The organism is Ruegeria sp. L11 (assembly GCF_056531755.1).
On sequence record NZ_JBQFMI010000001.1, the window covers coordinates 689,713 to 704,784 of the forward strand.

A 15,072-nucleotide genomic window follows, 5' to 3' on the forward strand; every position below is an offset into this window, starting at 1 on the left:
TATGCGGATCGTTTTCAAAACCGACTACATGCAGGATATTCGCCCCTGGAAAGACGGGTTTCAGCTGCGCCTTTATCTACTTCTTCTGTTTGTCGTCGCGGCCGCGCCTTTCGCGCTCGACGATTTCTATCTGGGCGAACTGACAAACGTTCTGATCTGGGCCATCGCCGGGCTGGGTCTGATGATCCTGACCGGACATACAGGGCAAGTCAGTCTGGGTCATGCGGCCTTTCTGGCCTTTGGCTGTTACGCCAACGTGGCCCTGATTGAGGCAGGCGTGCCGTTTCTGGTCGCGTTTCCGCTGGCCGGAATTCTGACCGGGATCGCGGGCGTGACCGTCGCAGTCCCTGCCCTGAGGCTTCACGGTATCTACCTGGCGATCTTTACCATGGCGCTTTCCATCCTGATGGATGACATCATCGTATTGTCCGAGCCGATCACTGGTGGTGTCGCGGGTAAATATATCGGCGGGGTCGAGATCTTTGGCCTTACGGTTGACCGCTGGGGGACGCCTGATCTTTTTTACTGGCTGGTTCTGTTCGTCACCGTTCTGGTCACGTTGGGATATTTAAACCTGCTGCGGGCCCCGCTAGGACGTAGCTTCATCGCCGTTCGCGACTCCGAGGTTTCGGCGCAGGCGATGGGTGTCGATATCGCGCGAACAAAGATGATTTCATTCGCCTTGTCCTGTGCGGTTACAGGTTGGGCCGGCGCGTTGATGGGTCTGTTTGCTGGTGCGTTTAACAATGAAACCTTCAGCGTCCTGATCTCGATCCAATTGCTGATGATGATCGTTATCGGCGGGCTGGGCTCGATCCACGGCGCGTTTCTGGGCGCGATTGTCATCGGTTTTTTGCCGCAGTTTCTATCGATTTCAAAGGAATATGTCGGCGCGATCATCGGCGGAAACACCGTTGCCATTCCGGGGCTGGAGTTCGGCATCTTTGGCATGATCCTGATCGGCTTCATCCTTTTCGAACCCATGGGCATCTATGGCCGCTGGCTGAAAATCCGCACCTGGTTCGAACTGTTTCCCTTCTATCGCAAGGACATGTTCAAACGGCAGAAATCCTATCTCAAGACGGAGCGTCTGAGATGAGCTTGCTTGAATTTGAAAACGTTACCCTGAAATTTGGTGGCCTGACGGCCGTGGACAATTTGTCCTTCGCGGTTCAGCAGGGCGAAGTCTTTGCCATAGTCGGGCCGAATGGCGCGGGCAAATCGACGGTCTTCAATCTGATCTCGCGCTTTTACGAACCGTTTTCAGGGTCGATCCGGTTTGATGGTCACGATCTGCTTCGGGTCAAACCGTCAGGCGTGGCGGCCTTTGGTGTGGCGCGGACCTTCCAGAACATTGAGCTCTTCGAACACGCAACTGTCCTGCAAAACCTTTTGGTTGGACGGCATCGGCACCGCAAGACGAACCTGATTTCGGAACTTTTGTTCACCCCTTCAGTCCGACGGCAAGAGCTGGAGAACCGGGAAAAAGTTGAACAGATCATCGATTTCCTCGACCTGCAGGCCTATCGCGACAAGTTGATTTCCGGGCTGCCTTACGGCGTGCGCAAAGTGGTCGAAGTGGCACGTGCCCTGGCGACCGATCCCAAGTTACTGTTGCTGGATGAACCGGCCTCGGGACTGTCAGTGGAAGAGACGACCGATATGCGTTGGTGGATCGACGATATCCGGCGGCAAATGGGCATTACCGTGCTGATGGTCGAACACGACATGGGATTGGTATCGGGCGTGTCCGACCGGGTCCTGGCCATGGCAGATGGGGCAAAGCTGGCCCTCGGGCCACCGGCAGACGTGCAATCGCACCCGGCCGTGATCGAGGCCTATCTGGGGAAAGCCTCATGAACGCTCCGATCTTGCAAGTCCGCAATATCGAAAGTTTCTATGGCCCAATCATGGCCATTCGGGGCGTTTCGCTGGATGTTCACGAAGGAAAAATCGTGTCGATCCTTGGCGCAAACGGCGCGGGCAAGACCACCTTGATGAAAACCATCTCTGGCGTGATGGACCCGGAAAAGGGAACGATCACCTTTGACGGCGGTGACATTCAGGGCTGGGAACCGCACAAGGTTGTCCAGCGCGGGGTGGTTCACATTCCGGAAGGGCGCGAAGTTTTTCCACTTCTGACGGTTGATGATAACCTGAGCCTCGGCGCCTACACCCGCAAAGACAAAGACCAGATCGAACAGGATCGTGAGCTGGTCTTTCGTTATTTTCCGGTTCTGAAAAGCCGTCGGTCGCAAGAGGCCGGAACCCTTTCGGGTGGGCAGCAACAGATGCTGGCCATAGGGCGCGGATTGATGGCCAGACCTCGTATCATGTTGCTGGATGAGCCGTCATTGGGCCTGTCCCCTCTGCTGGTGCAAGAGATCTTTGGCATTCTCAAACGTCTGAACGAAGAACAGAATATGACGATGTTGCTGGTTGAACAGAATGCCAATGCGGCGCTGGAACTGGCGCATCACGGCTATGTCATGGAGGTGGGTCGCATCGTCATGGACGGGGCCGCCGACGCGCTTTTGCGATCCGAGGATATTCAAAGCTTCTATCTTGGAAAACAAGAAGAAGGCGCGCGCGAAAGCCGCCGCTGGAAGCGGAAAAAGACGTGGAGGTAAGACGGATGGACGCCACGCCCCTACCCCCACAGGTCGTGATAAACGGCGTTCAGTTCAACGCAACGGCAGGTCAGCGCCCGGTGCGTGTTGATGGCTGCATCACAATTGCTGAGTTGTTCCAAAGCCGATGTGCCGAACTAGGCAGCCGAACGGCGCATCGCGAAAAAGACCTGGGTATCTGGAAGTCCTATTCCTGGGCCGATTACTGGCAGCATGCCAAATGGATCGGGCTGGCCTTGCGCAAGCTGGGACTGGAGCGTGGCGATGTGGTCTCAATCCTGTCCGAAGATCGCAAGGAATGGGCCTGGCTCGACATGGGTATTCAGGGCGTTGGCGGTATCGCTTCCGGCGTCTACACCACGGATTCCGCCAGTCAGTTGCAGTATCTGATCAACGACAGCGGCAGCCGGTTTCTGATTGTCGAGGACGAAGAACATCTGGACAAGTTTCTGGGAATTGAGACCGAGGTTCCCGATCTGATCAAGGTAATCATCCTTGAGGACGAAGGATTGCATGACCTGAACCATCCGCGCTGCATGATGATCGACGAGCTGTTCGCCTTGGGCCAAAAGGCAGAACTGGCCGAGCCCGGGCGCTTCGAAGCGGAAATTGCATTGGCCAAACCGCAGGACACTGCCTTGCTGGTCTATACGTCGGGCACAACCGGTCAGCCGAAAGGCGCAATGCTTAGCCATGAAAACATTCTGGCCGCCGTCGAATCCGCGGCACGGGCGCTGCCAGCACTGCCCAGCGATGAACAGCTGTGTTTCCTGCCTCTGTGTCACATTCTGGAACGTAATGTCTCGGTCTATTTTCCATTGGCGGCCCGCTGCACTGTCAATTTTGCCGAAAGCCCTGAAACTGTTTTTGCAAACCTTCAGGAGGTTTCGCCGACAACCTTCACAGCGGTGCCAAGGGTTTGGGAAAAGATCTACTCACATGTCCAGATCCTAACACAGGAAGCCACGCCTTTGGGGCGGCTGGCATTCGGTTTGGCATTGAAAGCTGGTGCGCGCCGTGCCGGATATCTGAGCGCAGGCCAACCAGTTCCATCCGGCGTCGCCACCAGATTCTGGTTCTGGGATCAGCTGGTTTTGAAAAACCTGCGCCGGATGCTGGGTCTGGACAAACTGCGACGAGGCGGAACAGGTGCCGCCCCAATCTCGACTGATCTGCTGAAATGGTACTGGTCCATCGGCGTGCCGTTGGTGGAAGGGTTCGGGATGACCGAAACTTCGGGCCTTGCCACACTCAACACCACAGACAGTAATAAGATCGGAACCATAGGCAAAGCCGTCGAAGGGTGCGACATCCGTATCTCGGGCGATGGCGAAATCCAACTGAAGGGCCTGAACATTTTTCAGGGATACTGGCGCAACAACGCGAAAACGGCAGAAACCTTTACCGCCGACGGCTGGCTGCGTACCGGAGATATGGGGACATTAGATAAGGATGGCTATGTCACCATCACGGGCCGCCTGAAGGACATTATCATCACCGCAGGTGGTAAGAACATCACCCCAGCCGAGATCGAAAGCCGCCTTAAGTTCAGTCATTATGTCGCGGACGCAATCATCATCGGGGACAGGCGTAAATTTCTGACGGCACTGATTATGATTGATCAGGAAAATGTCGAAAAATACGCGCAGGGCCATAAAATCCCCTTCTCGAATTTTGCCTCGCTATGCGCAGCACCGGAAATCAGGCAGTTGATCAGTTCGGAAATTGCCGCTGTTAATGCAGAATTTGCGCGGGTCGAGCAGATCAAGGATTTCCGTCTGATTGACGTCCTGCTGACCGCTGAAGACGACGAGCTTACAGCCACGATGAAGCTGAAACGCGGATTGGTTGAAAAGAAACACGGGCATCTGATCGAAGATATGTACACTTGACCAAAAGATTAACGGGAGGAAAGAGATGAAGAAATTACGTAACAGGCTGGCGGCTGCATCACTGCTGACAGCATCGGCAACACTGGGTTGGGCGCAAACACAGGGCGTGACCGATGATGAGATTGTCATTGGTTCGGTTAACGACCTGAGCGGGATTTTCGCCGCAGTGGGTGTTCCGGCAACCAAAGGTGCAAATGTTGTCTTTGATCGGGTGAATGCGGCTGGCGGCGTGCACGGGCGCAAAATTCGTTACGTGGTCGAAGACAACGGCTATCAGATGCCGCGAGCCATGCAGGGCTATAACAAACTGCTGAATCGCGACAAAGTATTCGCCATGCTGCAATCGCTTGGCACGCCGATGAACATGGCAGGGTTCAAGCTGTTGGATCCCAAAGGCATTCCCAACGTAGCGCCTCTTACAGCTGCGCGTCAGATGTTGCAGGAACCCATGCGGAACAAGTTCACCTCCTTCTCGACCTATTTCGATCAGGCGCGTGTTGGTGTGAACTATCTGTCAGGCGAGTTTGGATCAAAGACGGTCTGCACCATGTACCTGCCGACAGACTTTGGTGAGGAAATTCTAGAAGGCAGCAAGGCCGGAGCCGAAGAGGCCGGGATCACTTTTGGATCAGAAACCACCCATAAACCGGATGAGACGGACTTTGTCGGATCGCTGAGCAAGCTCAAGGAAGAGGGTTGCGATATCGTCACCATGGCGCTTGGGGTGCGGCAGGCAATCACCGTCGTGGGCACCGCAAAGAAAATGGGCCTGACTGATATGAAATTTCTCGGCACCTCGGCCAGTTTCCTAACGGTCGTGGCGCAGGTGCCCGGTGGCGTGACTGATGGATTCTACGCGGCAGCTTCGTGGCAGGATCTTTGGGCGCGTGCGGATCAACCTGCGCCGGCCGCATTTATCGAGGAATACAAGGCAGCAACGGGCGAAGATCCGGTCGGATTTGCCATGCTGGGTTATTCGGCGGCTGAGATGATGGTCAAGGCGTTAGAAGCCGCAGGCCCCGATCTGACGCAGGACAGTTTCATCGCAGCGATGGAAACTCTGGATTATCAGGACGATCTGGTCGGCAACCACATCACCTATGGTCCTGAGGATCATCAGGGCGCGGATACTGTGTTCGTCAACGTTGTTGAAAACGGTGCGTGGAAACTCGTTCACGAAGAATGAATCCCTGACCCGCGCAAAGCAAAAGGGCTCGCAAGTGCGAGCCCTTTCTTTTGGGTATTCCCGGCGAATTAACGCTTCGAGAACTGGAACGAACGGCGGGCTTTGCGCTTACCGAATTTCTTACGTTCCACAACGCGGCTGTCGCGGGTCAGGAAGCCAGCGGCTTTCAGGGCACCACGCAGGTTCGGATCATAGAGTTGCAGCGCTTTCGAGATGCCGTGCTTGACCGCACCGGCCTGACCGGTCAGGCCACCGCCTTTGACGGTTGCAACAACGTCGAATTCACCTTCTACGCCGGCAACCTGGAACGGCTGGCGCAGGATCAGCTGCAGAACAGGGCGTGCAAAATAGACGTCCTGATCTTTGCCGTTCACGGTGACTTTGCCGGAACCCGGCTTGATCCAAACGCGGGCAACAGCGTCTTTACGTTTGCCAGTGGCGTAGGAGCGGCCCAGCTCGTCACGTACGGGTTCACGCACGATGACTTCTTCGGCCACGGTTTCAACGCCTGCGACGGCGCTCAGCTCTTCGAGAGTATTGATCTGATCAACCATCGGTCATTAGCTCCGGGTGTTTTTCTTGTTCATGGACTTGACGTCCAGAACTTCGGGGGCCTGGGCTTCGTGCGGGTGCTCGGCACCGGCATAGATACGCAGGTTGGTCATCTGCTGGCGCGACAGGCGGTTGCCTGGCAGCATGCGCTTGACGGCCTGGAAGACCACGCGCTCGGGGTGTGCACCTTCCAGAATCTGCTGTTTGGTGCGCGACTTGATGCCGCCAGGGTGGCCAGTGTGCCAGTAGAAGTTTTCTTCGCGCTTCTTACCAGTCATCTGGATTTTGTCAGCGTTGATCACGATGACGTTGTCGCCCATGTCCATGTTCGGGGTGAACGACGCTTTGTGCTTGCCACGCAGGCGCATGGCGACGATCGAAGCAAGACGGCCCAGAACAACGCCTTCGGCGTCGATCAGGATCCACTTCTTGTCGATGTCTGCAGGTGTTGCAGAAAAGGTTTTCATGGCAGGATAGTCCTGTTTGATGTGAAAGACCGCCCCAGCGGAGCGGCCCGAATTCGATGGACGGGTTTTATGAGGTGCCTGCACGCAGGTCAAGCGGCATTAGTCTTATTTATGCACGTAAAACCAAATACTTAGAAAATAGGTATTATATTACCCCATATTCAAACGCTGATTTGTTCAGGCGGATTGTCCAATAGAACACGCAGGCGCTGCATCGCGTCCTCGAACCGTTCCAGTGACACATGACCATTCATGGCAATACGTACCGCGTTCGGCGCGCGCCCATCGCGCAGCGCGAACTCGTCGGCGGATCGGAGTTGTATCCCTTCCCGCTCGGCCGCGCGACTGAATGCAGCCGACCGCCAGCCAGACGGAAGGCTCAGCCAGACAAAGGGAACGTCCGGGGCCCAGTTCAGATCAAACCCACCCAGGGTATTGACGGCAACGCGTAAATAATCCCCCATCCGCGTGCGCACATCCTTGGCGATCTGACGCGTACGCGGATCGGACAGCAGAAGGCGGGTCAATTCCGCCAAGGGCTGGGCCAATCCGAAATATCCGTATTCAGCGGACCGGCGCAGATCCACACTTTTTTCTCTGGGGGCGATAGCAAAACCCACACGCAATGCCGGTGTCAGAATCTTCGAGATTGATGACACATGCCATCCCCGTTCAGGCGCCAGTGCCCGAAAGCTGGGCTCTCGGGCATCGCCCATGCGATAGCAATCATCTTCAATGATCTGCAAATCAAAGCGACGGGCAATCTCAACGATCTCTTTCCTCCGCTCCAACGGTGTGTGTGCGCCCGTTGGGTTTTGAACTTCTGGCGACACGCAGACGGCCTGCGCTGTCGTGTGGCGCAGAACATGTTCTAACGCTGCCGGATCGACACCCCATCTGTCCATCTTCACACCGACCACTTCCGCGCGCATCAGTTCGCCTGCGCGACGGAACCCGGCATAAGACAGGTCCTCGACCAGTACGACAGGTTTGGGCCCGCGCAGGATCGTCTGAAACACAACGCAAAGCCCGTTCTGGCCGCCATGTGTCAACACAATATCATCATGGGTCAGTGCGCCCAGCGGAAGGTCTGACAACCAGTCCACAACCGCCTGTCGCACGGGCTGGTACGCGTCACGCGTCGGGTAATTCAGAAACAAACCCGGATCGGCTTGCGACACTTTTTTCAGACATTCACGGATCAGGGACACCTGCCCTATATCTGCCAACCTAGGGCTGAACAGACTTACATTGGCATTGTACTTGTCGTCGCGAAGATGCAGTTGCCGCGCCCAAACGTCGTCAAGAATGGGCGATTTCGGCGGCGCAACAAATGTACCACGTCCGACCTCGGCTTGTAACAACCCCTCATCTGTCAGGATTGTATAGGCGCGCGCGACTGTACCAGGTGTTATTTGCAGGCGATACGCCAGTTCGCGCACCGGAGGGAGTTTGACACCGACTTCCAAAGATTTGTTATCTATGGCTTTTCGAATTGTGTCAGCAACCAGAGTGTATTTCGGTCCTTTAGATTTTGACAGCGCCTCTGGCCAAATTGTATCCATTACAATTCTTCCTTTGCTTTTGACACAATTTCGAATGTATCAGTCACGTGTACCAAGTACAGCTAATTTGTGTCAATACAATTGAAAGGAATTCCGAGATGACACGCACAATGCACACCCCCGCCCTTCTGCTGCTGACCGACAGCCCCCGGCTGCCTCTGGCCGCTGCACTGGCCGTGCGGTTTGCGGCAGCGGTCACTCAATGGGAGCGTCGTCGCCGTAGCCGCGTCAATCTTAGTTATCTGGATGACCGCTTGCTGAAAGACGTCGGTCTGACACGCCATGATGCGCGCCGCGAGGTAAAGCGCCATTTTTGGCAGATTTAACTGATCCCCAGTCCCATTATTGGGACCTCTTCCTGGGCCGGGGCTTGTCCCCGGTCTTTTTTATCCGAATTTCGCGGCCACGGACCCTGCAGGTGGCAGGGAATAGGTCATCGTCGCTCTGGCAACTGGGTCTTCTGCGCCATCGGAATACATAAGCACGTCACCGACGGCCAAAGTCCGGCCCAGTTTCAGCAGGCGACATTTGGCGATCATGTCCGTGTTGCCTTCTGGTTTGCGCAAAAAATCCAGGGAACTGTTCGTCGTGACCGCCAGGGATTGACGCCCTTTTCGCGCCAGAACCATTGCGTATACACAAACATCGGCCAACCCAAACATGGATGGCCCCGAAACCGTGCCCCCCGGCCGCAAATGCTGATCCTGCACAACAAGGCGCATTGTGATTGTATCTTCGGTCAGGTCCTCGACGACAAAGTCTTTGTGCACCTGCGGGAAAACCTGCTTAAGGTATTGTGACAGTTCGTCCCGGTTCATTGCCAAAGCCATGCTTTCCCTCCTGCTCATACCGACCTAGAGTTGGCCCAACATGGGATCGGAGGGCAAGATGGCAATTCTGGAACGTAACGACACCGGCGCTGTTGCGCGGCTTACAATGAACGCCCCAGAGCGGCTGAACGCGCTGAGTGACGAGATGCTGTCGGCGCTTCAGGCTGAACTGGACACGTTGCGTAAGGACACGTCGATCCGGGCAGTGATCCTGGCGGGTCAGGGCAAGGCATTTTGCGCTGGCCACGATCTGAAACAGATGACGGCCGGACGCCAGTCCGAAGATGGCGGCAAAGCTTATTTCAATGACCTGTTTTCGCGCTGCGCGAAGGTGATGATGTCAATCCAGTCCCTGCCCCAGCCCGTCATCGCACAGGTCCACGGCATTGCAACCGCCGCCGGGTGTCAGTTGGTGGCAACCTGTGACATGGCCGTCGCCGCCGCAGACACGCGGTTTGGAGTGAACGGGGTTAATATCGGCTTATTCTGCTCCACCCCAATGGTGGCCCTCAGCCGCAATATCCCCAGAAAGCAGGCATTTGAAATGCTGACAACAGGAGACTTCATATCAGCCGAACGTGCTGCCGATTTGGGTTTGGTCAACCGCGTTGTCCCCATGACGCATCTTGAACAAGAAGCCAATGCGCTTGCAGAACAGGTTGCCTCCAAACTAGGAGCCGCCGTCAAAATCGGTAAAGAGGCGTTTTATCAACAGCTTCTGATGCCGCTGGATCAGGCCTATGCCTATACCGGCGACGTAATGGCGCAAAACATGCTGTACCGGGATACAGAAGAAGGCATTTCAGCCTTTATCGAAAAACGTCCCCCAAATTGGTCCCAATAATGCAATTGTTTTGCACATTTTTCGCCACTGTTTTGAATTTTGCACTTTTCAAAAGGGCGACACTGTGGCAAAGCTGGGTCGAGGCCAAGGCCTCAGGACACTTTTGGGTCGCCGTGGGCGGAAGGTCCCTCCAGCTGGTCTCTCTCACCAGCGCTGACAATCCCGCAGCGGCGACCCCAAGACCCCTTCCATAAAATTCGCGAAACCGCTTTGCCTCAGTTGCGCCCGATTGTGGTCTGCCCTATGTGGCATCGCATGACACAAGTTTTGCATATTGTAGGCGGCGGCATGGCCGGGTCAGAAGCGGCCTGGCAAGCTGCTGAAATGGGTGTGGATGTTGTGATCCACGAAATGCGTCCGACCATCGGCACCTTTGCACATCAGACCGGCAATCTGGCGGAAATGGTGTGTTCGAACTCGTTCCGTTCGGATGATGATGAGCAGAATGCCGTGGGCCTGCTGCATTGGGAAATGCGCGCCGCCAATGGGTTGATCATGACAACGGCCGATGAACACCGCCTGCCAGCCGGTGGCGCGCTGGCTGTGGATCGTGACCCGTTTGCAGAAAGTGTGACCGCAAAACTTCGCGCCCACCCGCGTGTGACGGTAACCGACGAAGAAGTGACGACCCTGCCCGACGAAGGCCAGTGGATCTTTGCGACCGGTCCCCTGACGTCACCCACGCTGGGTCAGTCCATCCAGGCCGAGACAGGGTCTGACGCACTTGCCTTTTTCGACGCCATCGCACCGATCGTCTATGCCGAGAGCATCGACATGAGCAAAGCGTGGATGCAATCACGCTACGACAAGGGCGAGACCGAAGAAGAACGCACAGCCTATCTGAACTGTCCGATGGACCGGGACCAGTACGAAGCCTTCATAGACGCGCTTCTGGCAGCAGATAAAACCGTATTTCACGAAGGAGAGACAGCAGGTTACTTCGACGGCTGTCTACCAATCGAGGTTATGGCCGAACGCGGTCGCGAAACGCTGCGCCATGGTCCGATGAAACCGGTCGGGCTGACCAACCCGCATGAGCCCGACGTGAAACCTCATGCGGTGGTGCAGCTGCGCCGTGATAACGCTTTGGGCACCTTGTTCAACATCGTGGGTTTTCAGACCAAGATGAAATATGGTGCCCAGACCGAAGTGTTCCGTATGATCCCGGGCTTGGAAAATGCCAGCTTTGCCCGGTTGGGTGGCATCCACCGCAACACGTTCATCAACTCTCCCACGCTTTTGGATTCGCAAATGCGGTTGAAATCAAAACCCAACATCCGCTTTGCCGGACAGATCACGGGTGTGGAAGGCTACGTAGAAAGCGCCGCGATGGGATTGCTGGCCGGTCGGCTTGCCGCCGCTCAGATTTTGGGGCGTGACCTGCCAACCGTTCCGCAAGACAGCGCAATGGGTGCTTTGATTCACCACATAACGGGCGGTGCCGAGGCTAGGACCTTTCAGCCGATGAACGTGAATTTCGGCCTGTTTCGCCCCGTGGATGGTCTGAAAGGCGGTCGTCGGGGTCGTAAAGACAGGTACAAGGCCTATACCGACCGGGCCAAAGCCGAATGGAGTACCTGGTTGGAGCATTGCTGACTGGACGCGTAATGCGGTCTCAGCCTAGCATGCTGGAATGAACGACACGTTTCTGAACAGCACATACAATCTCGGCACGCCTGAAGCGACTGAAGCGCACTATCAGAACTGGGCTGCAACCTATGAAAAGGAAGTTGGTGAACACGGTTACGCCACGCCGGGCCGTGTAGCAGCGGCTTTGTGGTCTTTCGCACCGAAGCCTCAGACACCCATTCTGGATTACGGCTGCGGCACCGGGTTGTCAGGGCTTGCCCTGCGCGCTATTGGCTTTGAGGTCATAGATGGGATGGACCCAACAGAGAACATGCTTCAGGAAGCCGCCAGCAAAGGTGTTTACCGAACATTGACCGGATTCGATATCGCCAAGCCCGCGCCGTTGAAGCGTGGGGAATACACGATGATCACAGCCATAGGAGTGATCGGAAAAGGTGCTGCCCCGCCCGAGACACTGGATGTGCTGATGCACGCACTGCCCAAGGGTGGTTTGCTTGGCTTTTCGCTGAACGATCATGCGTTGGCGGACCATAAATTCACCTGCCGTCTGACGGATTGGGTCGACATGGGGGCAGCACGTTTGTTATTTCGTGAACACGGTCCCCACCTGCCTGGGATCAACCTTAACTCTGACGTGTATGTATTAGAAAAAGCGTGACTCTTGTAACGCGCTTTGCGCCATCCCCAACAGGCCCCCTTCACCTTGGGCACGCGTATTCTGCGTTGGTTGCCAGCGATAGGGCCACATCTGAAAGCGGCCGGTTCTTGCTGCGAATTGAGGATATCGATCGATCCCGCTCACGACAGCTATGGGAGGATCAGATATACAGCGACCTCAGATGGCTGGGGCTGACATGGCCTGAACCCGTAATGCGCCAATCGGATCGTATGGACGTTTACCATAAGGCGTTGGACCAGCTATGGGCGCAGGGGCTTTTGTATCCATGCACGTGTAATCGCAAAGATATCGCAGCAGCAGCCAGTGCGCCGCAGGAAGGCGCACCCATGCTTGGACCCGACGGGCTTGTGTACTCCGGAACCTGTCGAAAAAGGTTTGTTGGCAAAGATTTATCGATCCTTCCTCGTCCAACTCAGGACCCCTTGCGATTGGACGTGGTCAAGGCGTGTCAGGCGGTCCGCAACCCGGACAGGTACCAATTTCTTGAGCTGGGATCGGGTCCGGGCGGCGAAACCGGCATTATCACTTTCACGCCTGATGAGTTGGTTGCCACCATAGGTGATGTAGTTCTGTCCCGCCGCGACATGGGGACGTCGTATCACTTGTCCGTTGTGCTTGACGATGCCGCTCAGGGTGTAACACAGGTGGTTCGAGGGCGGGACTTGTTCGAAGCGACCCGCATCCACGTTCTGTTGCAGGCTTTACTGAACCTACCGACACCCGAGTATCTCCACCATGATCTGATCCGCGATGATGCAGGCAAACGGCTGGCCAAACGCGACGATGCCCGCGCAATTGCAAAGTACCGGGCCGAAGGGGCCAGCGCAGATGACATACGCCGAATGGTTGGGCTTTGACCCCCTATTCCATTGGCGCCATCAGTTCAGTTTCGACCCCATCCCGAACGGCGGTAAAAAAACAGGTTCGTCGGTTGGTATGACAGGCTGCTCCGGTTTGACGGACGAGAACCAATAGACAGTCCCGGTCGCAATCGATCCGGAAATCCACCAATTCCTGCACATGGCCCGAGGTTTCGCCCTTGATCCAGAAAGCCTGCCGCGAGCGTGACCAATAGGTCACCCGCCCGGTTTCGAGGGTCTTTTCAACCGCCTGTACATTCATCCAGGCCATCATCAGAACCTCGCCTGATGTTTCATCCTGCGCAATCGCCGGGATCAGACCCGCCTCATTAAATCTCAAAGTAGAGGGATCAAACACGACTGGGTCAGACATCTCAAAAACCTTTTGCAACCGGTGGGCTGGCCACTATGTATGGGTAACACACGACGAGGGAAAGCCATGAGCGGCGAGAACGACCTGATTAAGCTGTACTCCGGGCGCATTCTGGCGCTTGCTGCGGATATTCCGCATCTTGAGCGACTGGAAGATCCCGATGCAACCGTCAAGAAACGCTCACCTTTATGCGGATCGACTGTAACTGTGGACATCAAGGTTCGCGATGGTCAGATCAGTGCCTTTGGTCAGGACGTCAAAGCCTGCGCTTTGGGGCAAGCGTCCGCCTCGGTCGTTGGGGACGCGATAATTGGCGCGTCGCGGGCGCAGGTCGAAGCTGCGCGCGATCAGTTGGCGGCCATGCTCAAGACTGGCGGCCCTGCACCTGATGCGCCGTTTGATGGGCTTGAGGTGCTTATGCCCGCACGGGATTATAAAAACCGCCACGCGTCGATCCTGCTGGTTCTGGATGCCACGGCTGAGGCCATGGCGCAGGCTGAACAGGCAAACTGCGCCTGATTATAGCTATTTGGCGTAAACCCGTTTACCCTCTGCCCAGATTTCAGGAGGGATGGGTTTGAATAATTTGCTCGAGCATTTCGTGACGCTTTGGGTCGTTATCGACCCGATTGGAACAATTCCCGTTTTTATTGCCGTTACGGCCGGATTGGACGCGGCAGGCCGGCGGCGGACAGCGCTGTTAGCAGCCGTGATAAGTGCTGCCGTATTGCTGTTCTTCCTAGTATTTGGTCAGGTGCTGATTGAAGCGCTGGATATCGGGCTGAATTCGTTTCAGGTCGCTGGCGGTATTATCCTGTTTCTTTTTGCCCTGACGATGATCTTTGGTGAGAGCAAACAAGAGGTTGAACAAAGGCAAGCCGAAGAAGACCGTGAAGACGCGTATCACCAGCAGAACCCGGCGATTTTCCCGCTTGCCGTGCCTTCACTGGCATCCCCCGGCGCAATGCTGGCAATCGTTATCCTGACTGACAACCACCGTTACAGCATCGCGGATCAGGGTATCACAGCGCTTGTCATGCTTTCCGTATTGCTGGTTGCGTTTGTACTGATGCTTTTGGCCGAGCCCATCATCCGGCTGATCGGTCATTCAGGCGCGGCAATCATCAGCCGTGTCATGGGCATGATCTTGGCCTCGGTAGCTGCTAACTCAGTCCTGTCCGCGCTGTTGGAAATCTTCAAAACCGGCCAATTGTAAAAAAAGCCGCCGCGCTTTCCGGGCGAAAGGGCGGCGGCAGGTATTGCGTGTCTCGTGTGGGGTCCGGTGTACCGCGCGGGGCCGAGGCATGGCCCCTCAAGGGGTTTGGGACAGGCAGGTCACCCTTGACTGAAATGGGGATGACAGCGCGGATTTTTCGGCACGAGATCGCAGGCAGAAAGGCTTAGAAACCAACCGGCAGGTGAAGGGCCACCATCAGCATCACGACCAAAGACAACACGCCAACGGCATCCTGCAGGATGGTCGATTGCGCGCGGCTGAAAGCGGTCTTGATCTGGGTCAGCATAGGGTCACCTCCGGTCAGAGTTTTAATCCTTTGTTGACCTTTTGTTCTCATATTTCCAAGCACAGGTAAAGAACTTTTTGA

18 protein-coding genes are annotated in these 15,072 nt (G+C 55.9%); 12 read left to right on the plus strand and 6 right to left on the minus strand.

The features are described from left to right. The first annotated feature begins 1 nt into the window (after window position 1). Genes ACR0CE_RS03400 through ACR0CE_RS03420 form a run of 5 tightly spaced genes read left to right on the plus strand, consistent with a single transcriptional unit; the run spans window position 2 to window position 5,708 of the window. Complete coding sequence (locus ACR0CE_RS03400; protein WP_480830936.1) at window positions 2-1,099, plus strand: branched-chain amino acid ABC transporter permease; 1,098 nt, start codon at window positions 2-4, stop codon at window positions 1,097-1,099. Then, window positions 1,096-1,860, plus strand: a complete 765-nt coding sequence (locus ACR0CE_RS03405) for an ABC transporter ATP-binding protein (protein WP_480830938.1) — start codon at window positions 1,096-1,098, stop codon at window positions 1,858-1,860. The genes ACR0CE_RS03400 and ACR0CE_RS03405 overlap by 4 nt, the downstream gene beginning before the upstream one ends. Then, complete coding sequence (locus tag ACR0CE_RS03410) at window positions 1,857-2,630, plus strand: ABC transporter ATP-binding protein (RefSeq protein WP_480558414.1); 774 nt, start codon at window positions 1,857-1,859, stop codon at window positions 2,628-2,630. The genes ACR0CE_RS03405 and ACR0CE_RS03410 overlap by 4 nt, the downstream gene beginning before the upstream one ends. Before the next feature lie 5 nt (window positions 2,631-2,635). Continuing rightward, window positions 2,636-4,522, plus strand: coding sequence for an AMP-dependent synthetase/ligase (locus tag ACR0CE_RS03415; protein ID WP_480830940.1), 1,887 nt, complete (start codon window positions 2,636-2,638; stop codon window positions 4,520-4,522). A 25-nt stretch (window positions 4,523-4,547) separates the two neighbouring features. Further along, a complete protein-coding gene (locus ACR0CE_RS03420) occupies window positions 4,548-5,708 on the plus strand; it encodes an ABC transporter substrate-binding protein (protein ID WP_480537837.1) in 1,161 nt (386 codons plus the stop codon). 68 nt (window positions 5,709-5,776) lie between these two features. Here ACR0CE_RS03420 and rpsI read toward each other — a convergent pair whose 3' ends face one another. From rpsI to ACR0CE_RS03435, 3 genes are all read right to left on the minus strand, one after another. Then, entirely contained in the window at window positions 5,777-6,262 is a 486-nt protein-coding gene (rpsI, locus tag ACR0CE_RS03425) for a 30S ribosomal protein S9 (protein WP_209503959.1), read from the minus strand. Window positions 6,263-6,268: 6 nt separating this feature from the next. Continuing rightward, complete coding sequence (gene rplM / locus ACR0CE_RS03430; RefSeq protein WP_209503960.1) at window positions 6,269-6,727, minus strand: 50S ribosomal protein L13; 459 nt, start codon at window positions 6,725-6,727, stop codon at window positions 6,269-6,271. A 161-nt stretch (window positions 6,728-6,888) separates the two neighbouring features. Then, window positions 6,889-8,292, minus strand: coding sequence for an aminotransferase-like domain-containing protein (locus ACR0CE_RS03435; protein ID WP_480830942.1), 1,404 nt, complete (start codon window positions 8,290-8,292; stop codon window positions 6,889-6,891). Window positions 8,293-8,390: 98 nt separating this feature from the next. Between ACR0CE_RS03435 and ACR0CE_RS03440 the strand changes: the two genes are divergently transcribed. Beyond that, on the plus strand, window positions 8,391-8,618 hold the full coding sequence (locus tag ACR0CE_RS03440; protein ID WP_480472702.1) for a DUF1127 domain-containing protein: 228 nt from the start codon (window positions 8,391-8,393) through the stop codon (window positions 8,616-8,618). A 60-nt stretch (window positions 8,619-8,678) separates the two neighbouring features. Here the strand turns inward: ACR0CE_RS03440 and ACR0CE_RS03445 are convergent, their stop codons facing one another. Beyond that, a complete protein-coding gene (locus ACR0CE_RS03445) occupies window positions 8,679-9,122 on the minus strand; it encodes a PaaI family thioesterase (protein WP_480505210.1) in 444 nt (147 codons plus the stop codon). 58 nt (window positions 9,123-9,180) lie between these two features. On the opposite strand from ACR0CE_RS03445, the gene ACR0CE_RS03450 reads away from it, so the two are divergent. The 4 genes from ACR0CE_RS03450 (at window position 9,181) to gluQRS (ending at window position 13,092) form a co-directional block, all read left to right on the plus strand. Next, on the plus strand, window positions 9,181-9,966 hold the full coding sequence (locus ACR0CE_RS03450; RefSeq protein WP_480505211.1) for an enoyl-CoA hydratase: 786 nt from the start codon (window positions 9,181-9,183) through the stop codon (window positions 9,964-9,966). A gap of 255 nt (window positions 9,967-10,221) precedes the next feature. After that, window positions 10,222-11,562 (plus strand): methylenetetrahydrofolate--tRNA-(uracil(54)-C(5))-methyltransferase (FADH(2)-oxidizing) TrmFO, encoded by a 1,341-nt coding sequence (gene trmFO / locus ACR0CE_RS03455; RefSeq protein WP_480830944.1) that lies wholly within the window; start codon window positions 10,222-10,224, stop codon window positions 11,560-11,562. A 37-nt stretch (window positions 11,563-11,599) separates the two neighbouring features. Then, window positions 11,600-12,214 (plus strand): class I SAM-dependent DNA methyltransferase, encoded by a 615-nt coding sequence (locus tag ACR0CE_RS03460; protein WP_480830946.1) that lies wholly within the window; start codon window positions 11,600-11,602, stop codon window positions 12,212-12,214. Continuing rightward, on the plus strand, window positions 12,211-13,092 hold the full coding sequence (gluQRS, locus tag ACR0CE_RS03465; RefSeq protein ID WP_480830948.1) for a tRNA glutamyl-Q(34) synthetase GluQRS: 882 nt from the start codon (window positions 12,211-12,213) through the stop codon (window positions 13,090-13,092). Before ACR0CE_RS03460 ends, gluQRS begins: the two co-directional genes overlap by 4 nt. 4 nt (window positions 13,093-13,096) lie before the next feature. On the opposite strand, the gene hisI is transcribed toward gluQRS, so the two are convergent. Next, window positions 13,097-13,486, minus strand: coding sequence for a phosphoribosyl-AMP cyclohydrolase (hisI, locus tag ACR0CE_RS03470; protein ID WP_480553460.1), 390 nt, complete (start codon window positions 13,484-13,486; stop codon window positions 13,097-13,099). 48 nt (window positions 13,487-13,534) lie between these two features. Between hisI and ACR0CE_RS03475 the strand changes: the two genes are divergently transcribed. Both ACR0CE_RS03475 and ACR0CE_RS03480 read left to right on the plus strand, forming a co-directional pair. Continuing rightward, the gene (locus tag ACR0CE_RS03475) at window positions 13,535-13,987 is read left to right on the plus strand and encodes an iron-sulfur cluster assembly scaffold protein (RefSeq protein WP_480553459.1); all 453 of its coding nucleotides are present in this window, start codon (window positions 13,535-13,537) and stop codon (window positions 13,985-13,987) included. Window positions 13,988-14,045: 58 nt separating this feature from the next. Next, window positions 14,046-14,684 carry a MarC family protein gene (locus tag ACR0CE_RS03480; RefSeq protein WP_209596212.1) on the plus strand — a complete coding sequence of 213 codons (639 nt, stop codon included), beginning with the start codon at window positions 14,046-14,048 and terminating at the stop codon, window positions 14,682-14,684. Window positions 14,685-14,868: 184 nt separating this feature from the next. Here the strand turns inward: ACR0CE_RS03480 and ACR0CE_RS03485 are convergent, their stop codons facing one another. Next, window positions 14,869-14,991 carry a hypothetical protein gene (locus ACR0CE_RS03485; RefSeq protein ID WP_267366389.1) on the minus strand — a complete coding sequence of 41 codons (123 nt, stop codon included), beginning with the start codon at window positions 14,989-14,991 and terminating at the stop codon, window positions 14,869-14,871. Between the last annotated feature and the right edge of the window lie 81 nt (window positions 14,992-15,072).

Coding starts and splice junctions, on each gene's coding strand:
- ACR0CE_RS03440 (WP_480472702.1), top strand. CDS start 8,391: ATGACACGCACAATGCACACCCCCGCCCTTCTGCTGCTGACCGACAGC.
- ACR0CE_RS03405 (WP_480830938.1), top strand. CDS start 1,096: ATGAGCTTGCTTGAATTTGAAAACGTTACCCTGAAATTTGGTGGCCTG.
- ACR0CE_RS03400 (WP_480830936.1), top strand. CDS start 2: ATGCGGATCGTTTTCAAAACCGACTACATGCAGGATATTCGCCCCTGG.
- ACR0CE_RS03475 (WP_480553459.1), top strand. CDS start 13,535: ATGAGCGGCGAGAACGACCTGATTAAGCTGTACTCCGGGCGCATTCTG.
- ACR0CE_RS03445 (WP_480505210.1), bottom strand. CDS start 9,122: ATGGCTTTGGCAATGAACCGGGACGAACTGTCACAATACCTTAAGCAG.
- ACR0CE_RS03410 (WP_480558414.1), top strand. CDS start 1,857: ATGAACGCTCCGATCTTGCAAGTCCGCAATATCGAAAGTTTCTATGGC.
- ACR0CE_RS03415 (WP_480830940.1), top strand. CDS start 2,636: ATGGACGCCACGCCCCTACCCCCACAGGTCGTGATAAACGGCGTTCAG.
- ACR0CE_RS03485 (WP_267366389.1), bottom strand. CDS start 14,991: ATGCTGACCCAGATCAAGACCGCTTTCAGCCGCGCGCAATCGACCATC.
- rpsI (WP_209503959.1), bottom strand. CDS start 6,262: ATGGTTGATCAGATCAATACTCTCGAAGAGCTGAGCGCCGTCGCAGGC.
- ACR0CE_RS03450 (WP_480505211.1), top strand. CDS start 9,181: ATGGCAATTCTGGAACGTAACGACACCGGCGCTGTTGCGCGGCTTACA.
- ACR0CE_RS03460 (WP_480830946.1), top strand. CDS start 11,600: ATGAACGACACGTTTCTGAACAGCACATACAATCTCGGCACGCCTGAA.
- rplM (WP_209503960.1), bottom strand. CDS start 6,727: ATGAAAACCTTTTCTGCAACACCTGCAGACATCGACAAGAAGTGGATC.
- ACR0CE_RS03420 (WP_480537837.1), top strand. CDS start 4,548: ATGAAGAAATTACGTAACAGGCTGGCGGCTGCATCACTGCTGACAGCA.
- trmFO (WP_480830944.1), top strand. CDS start 10,222: ATGACACAAGTTTTGCATATTGTAGGCGGCGGCATGGCCGGGTCAGAA.
- ACR0CE_RS03435 (WP_480830942.1), bottom strand. CDS start 8,292: ATGGATACAATTTGGCCAGAGGCGCTGTCAAAATCTAAAGGACCGAAA.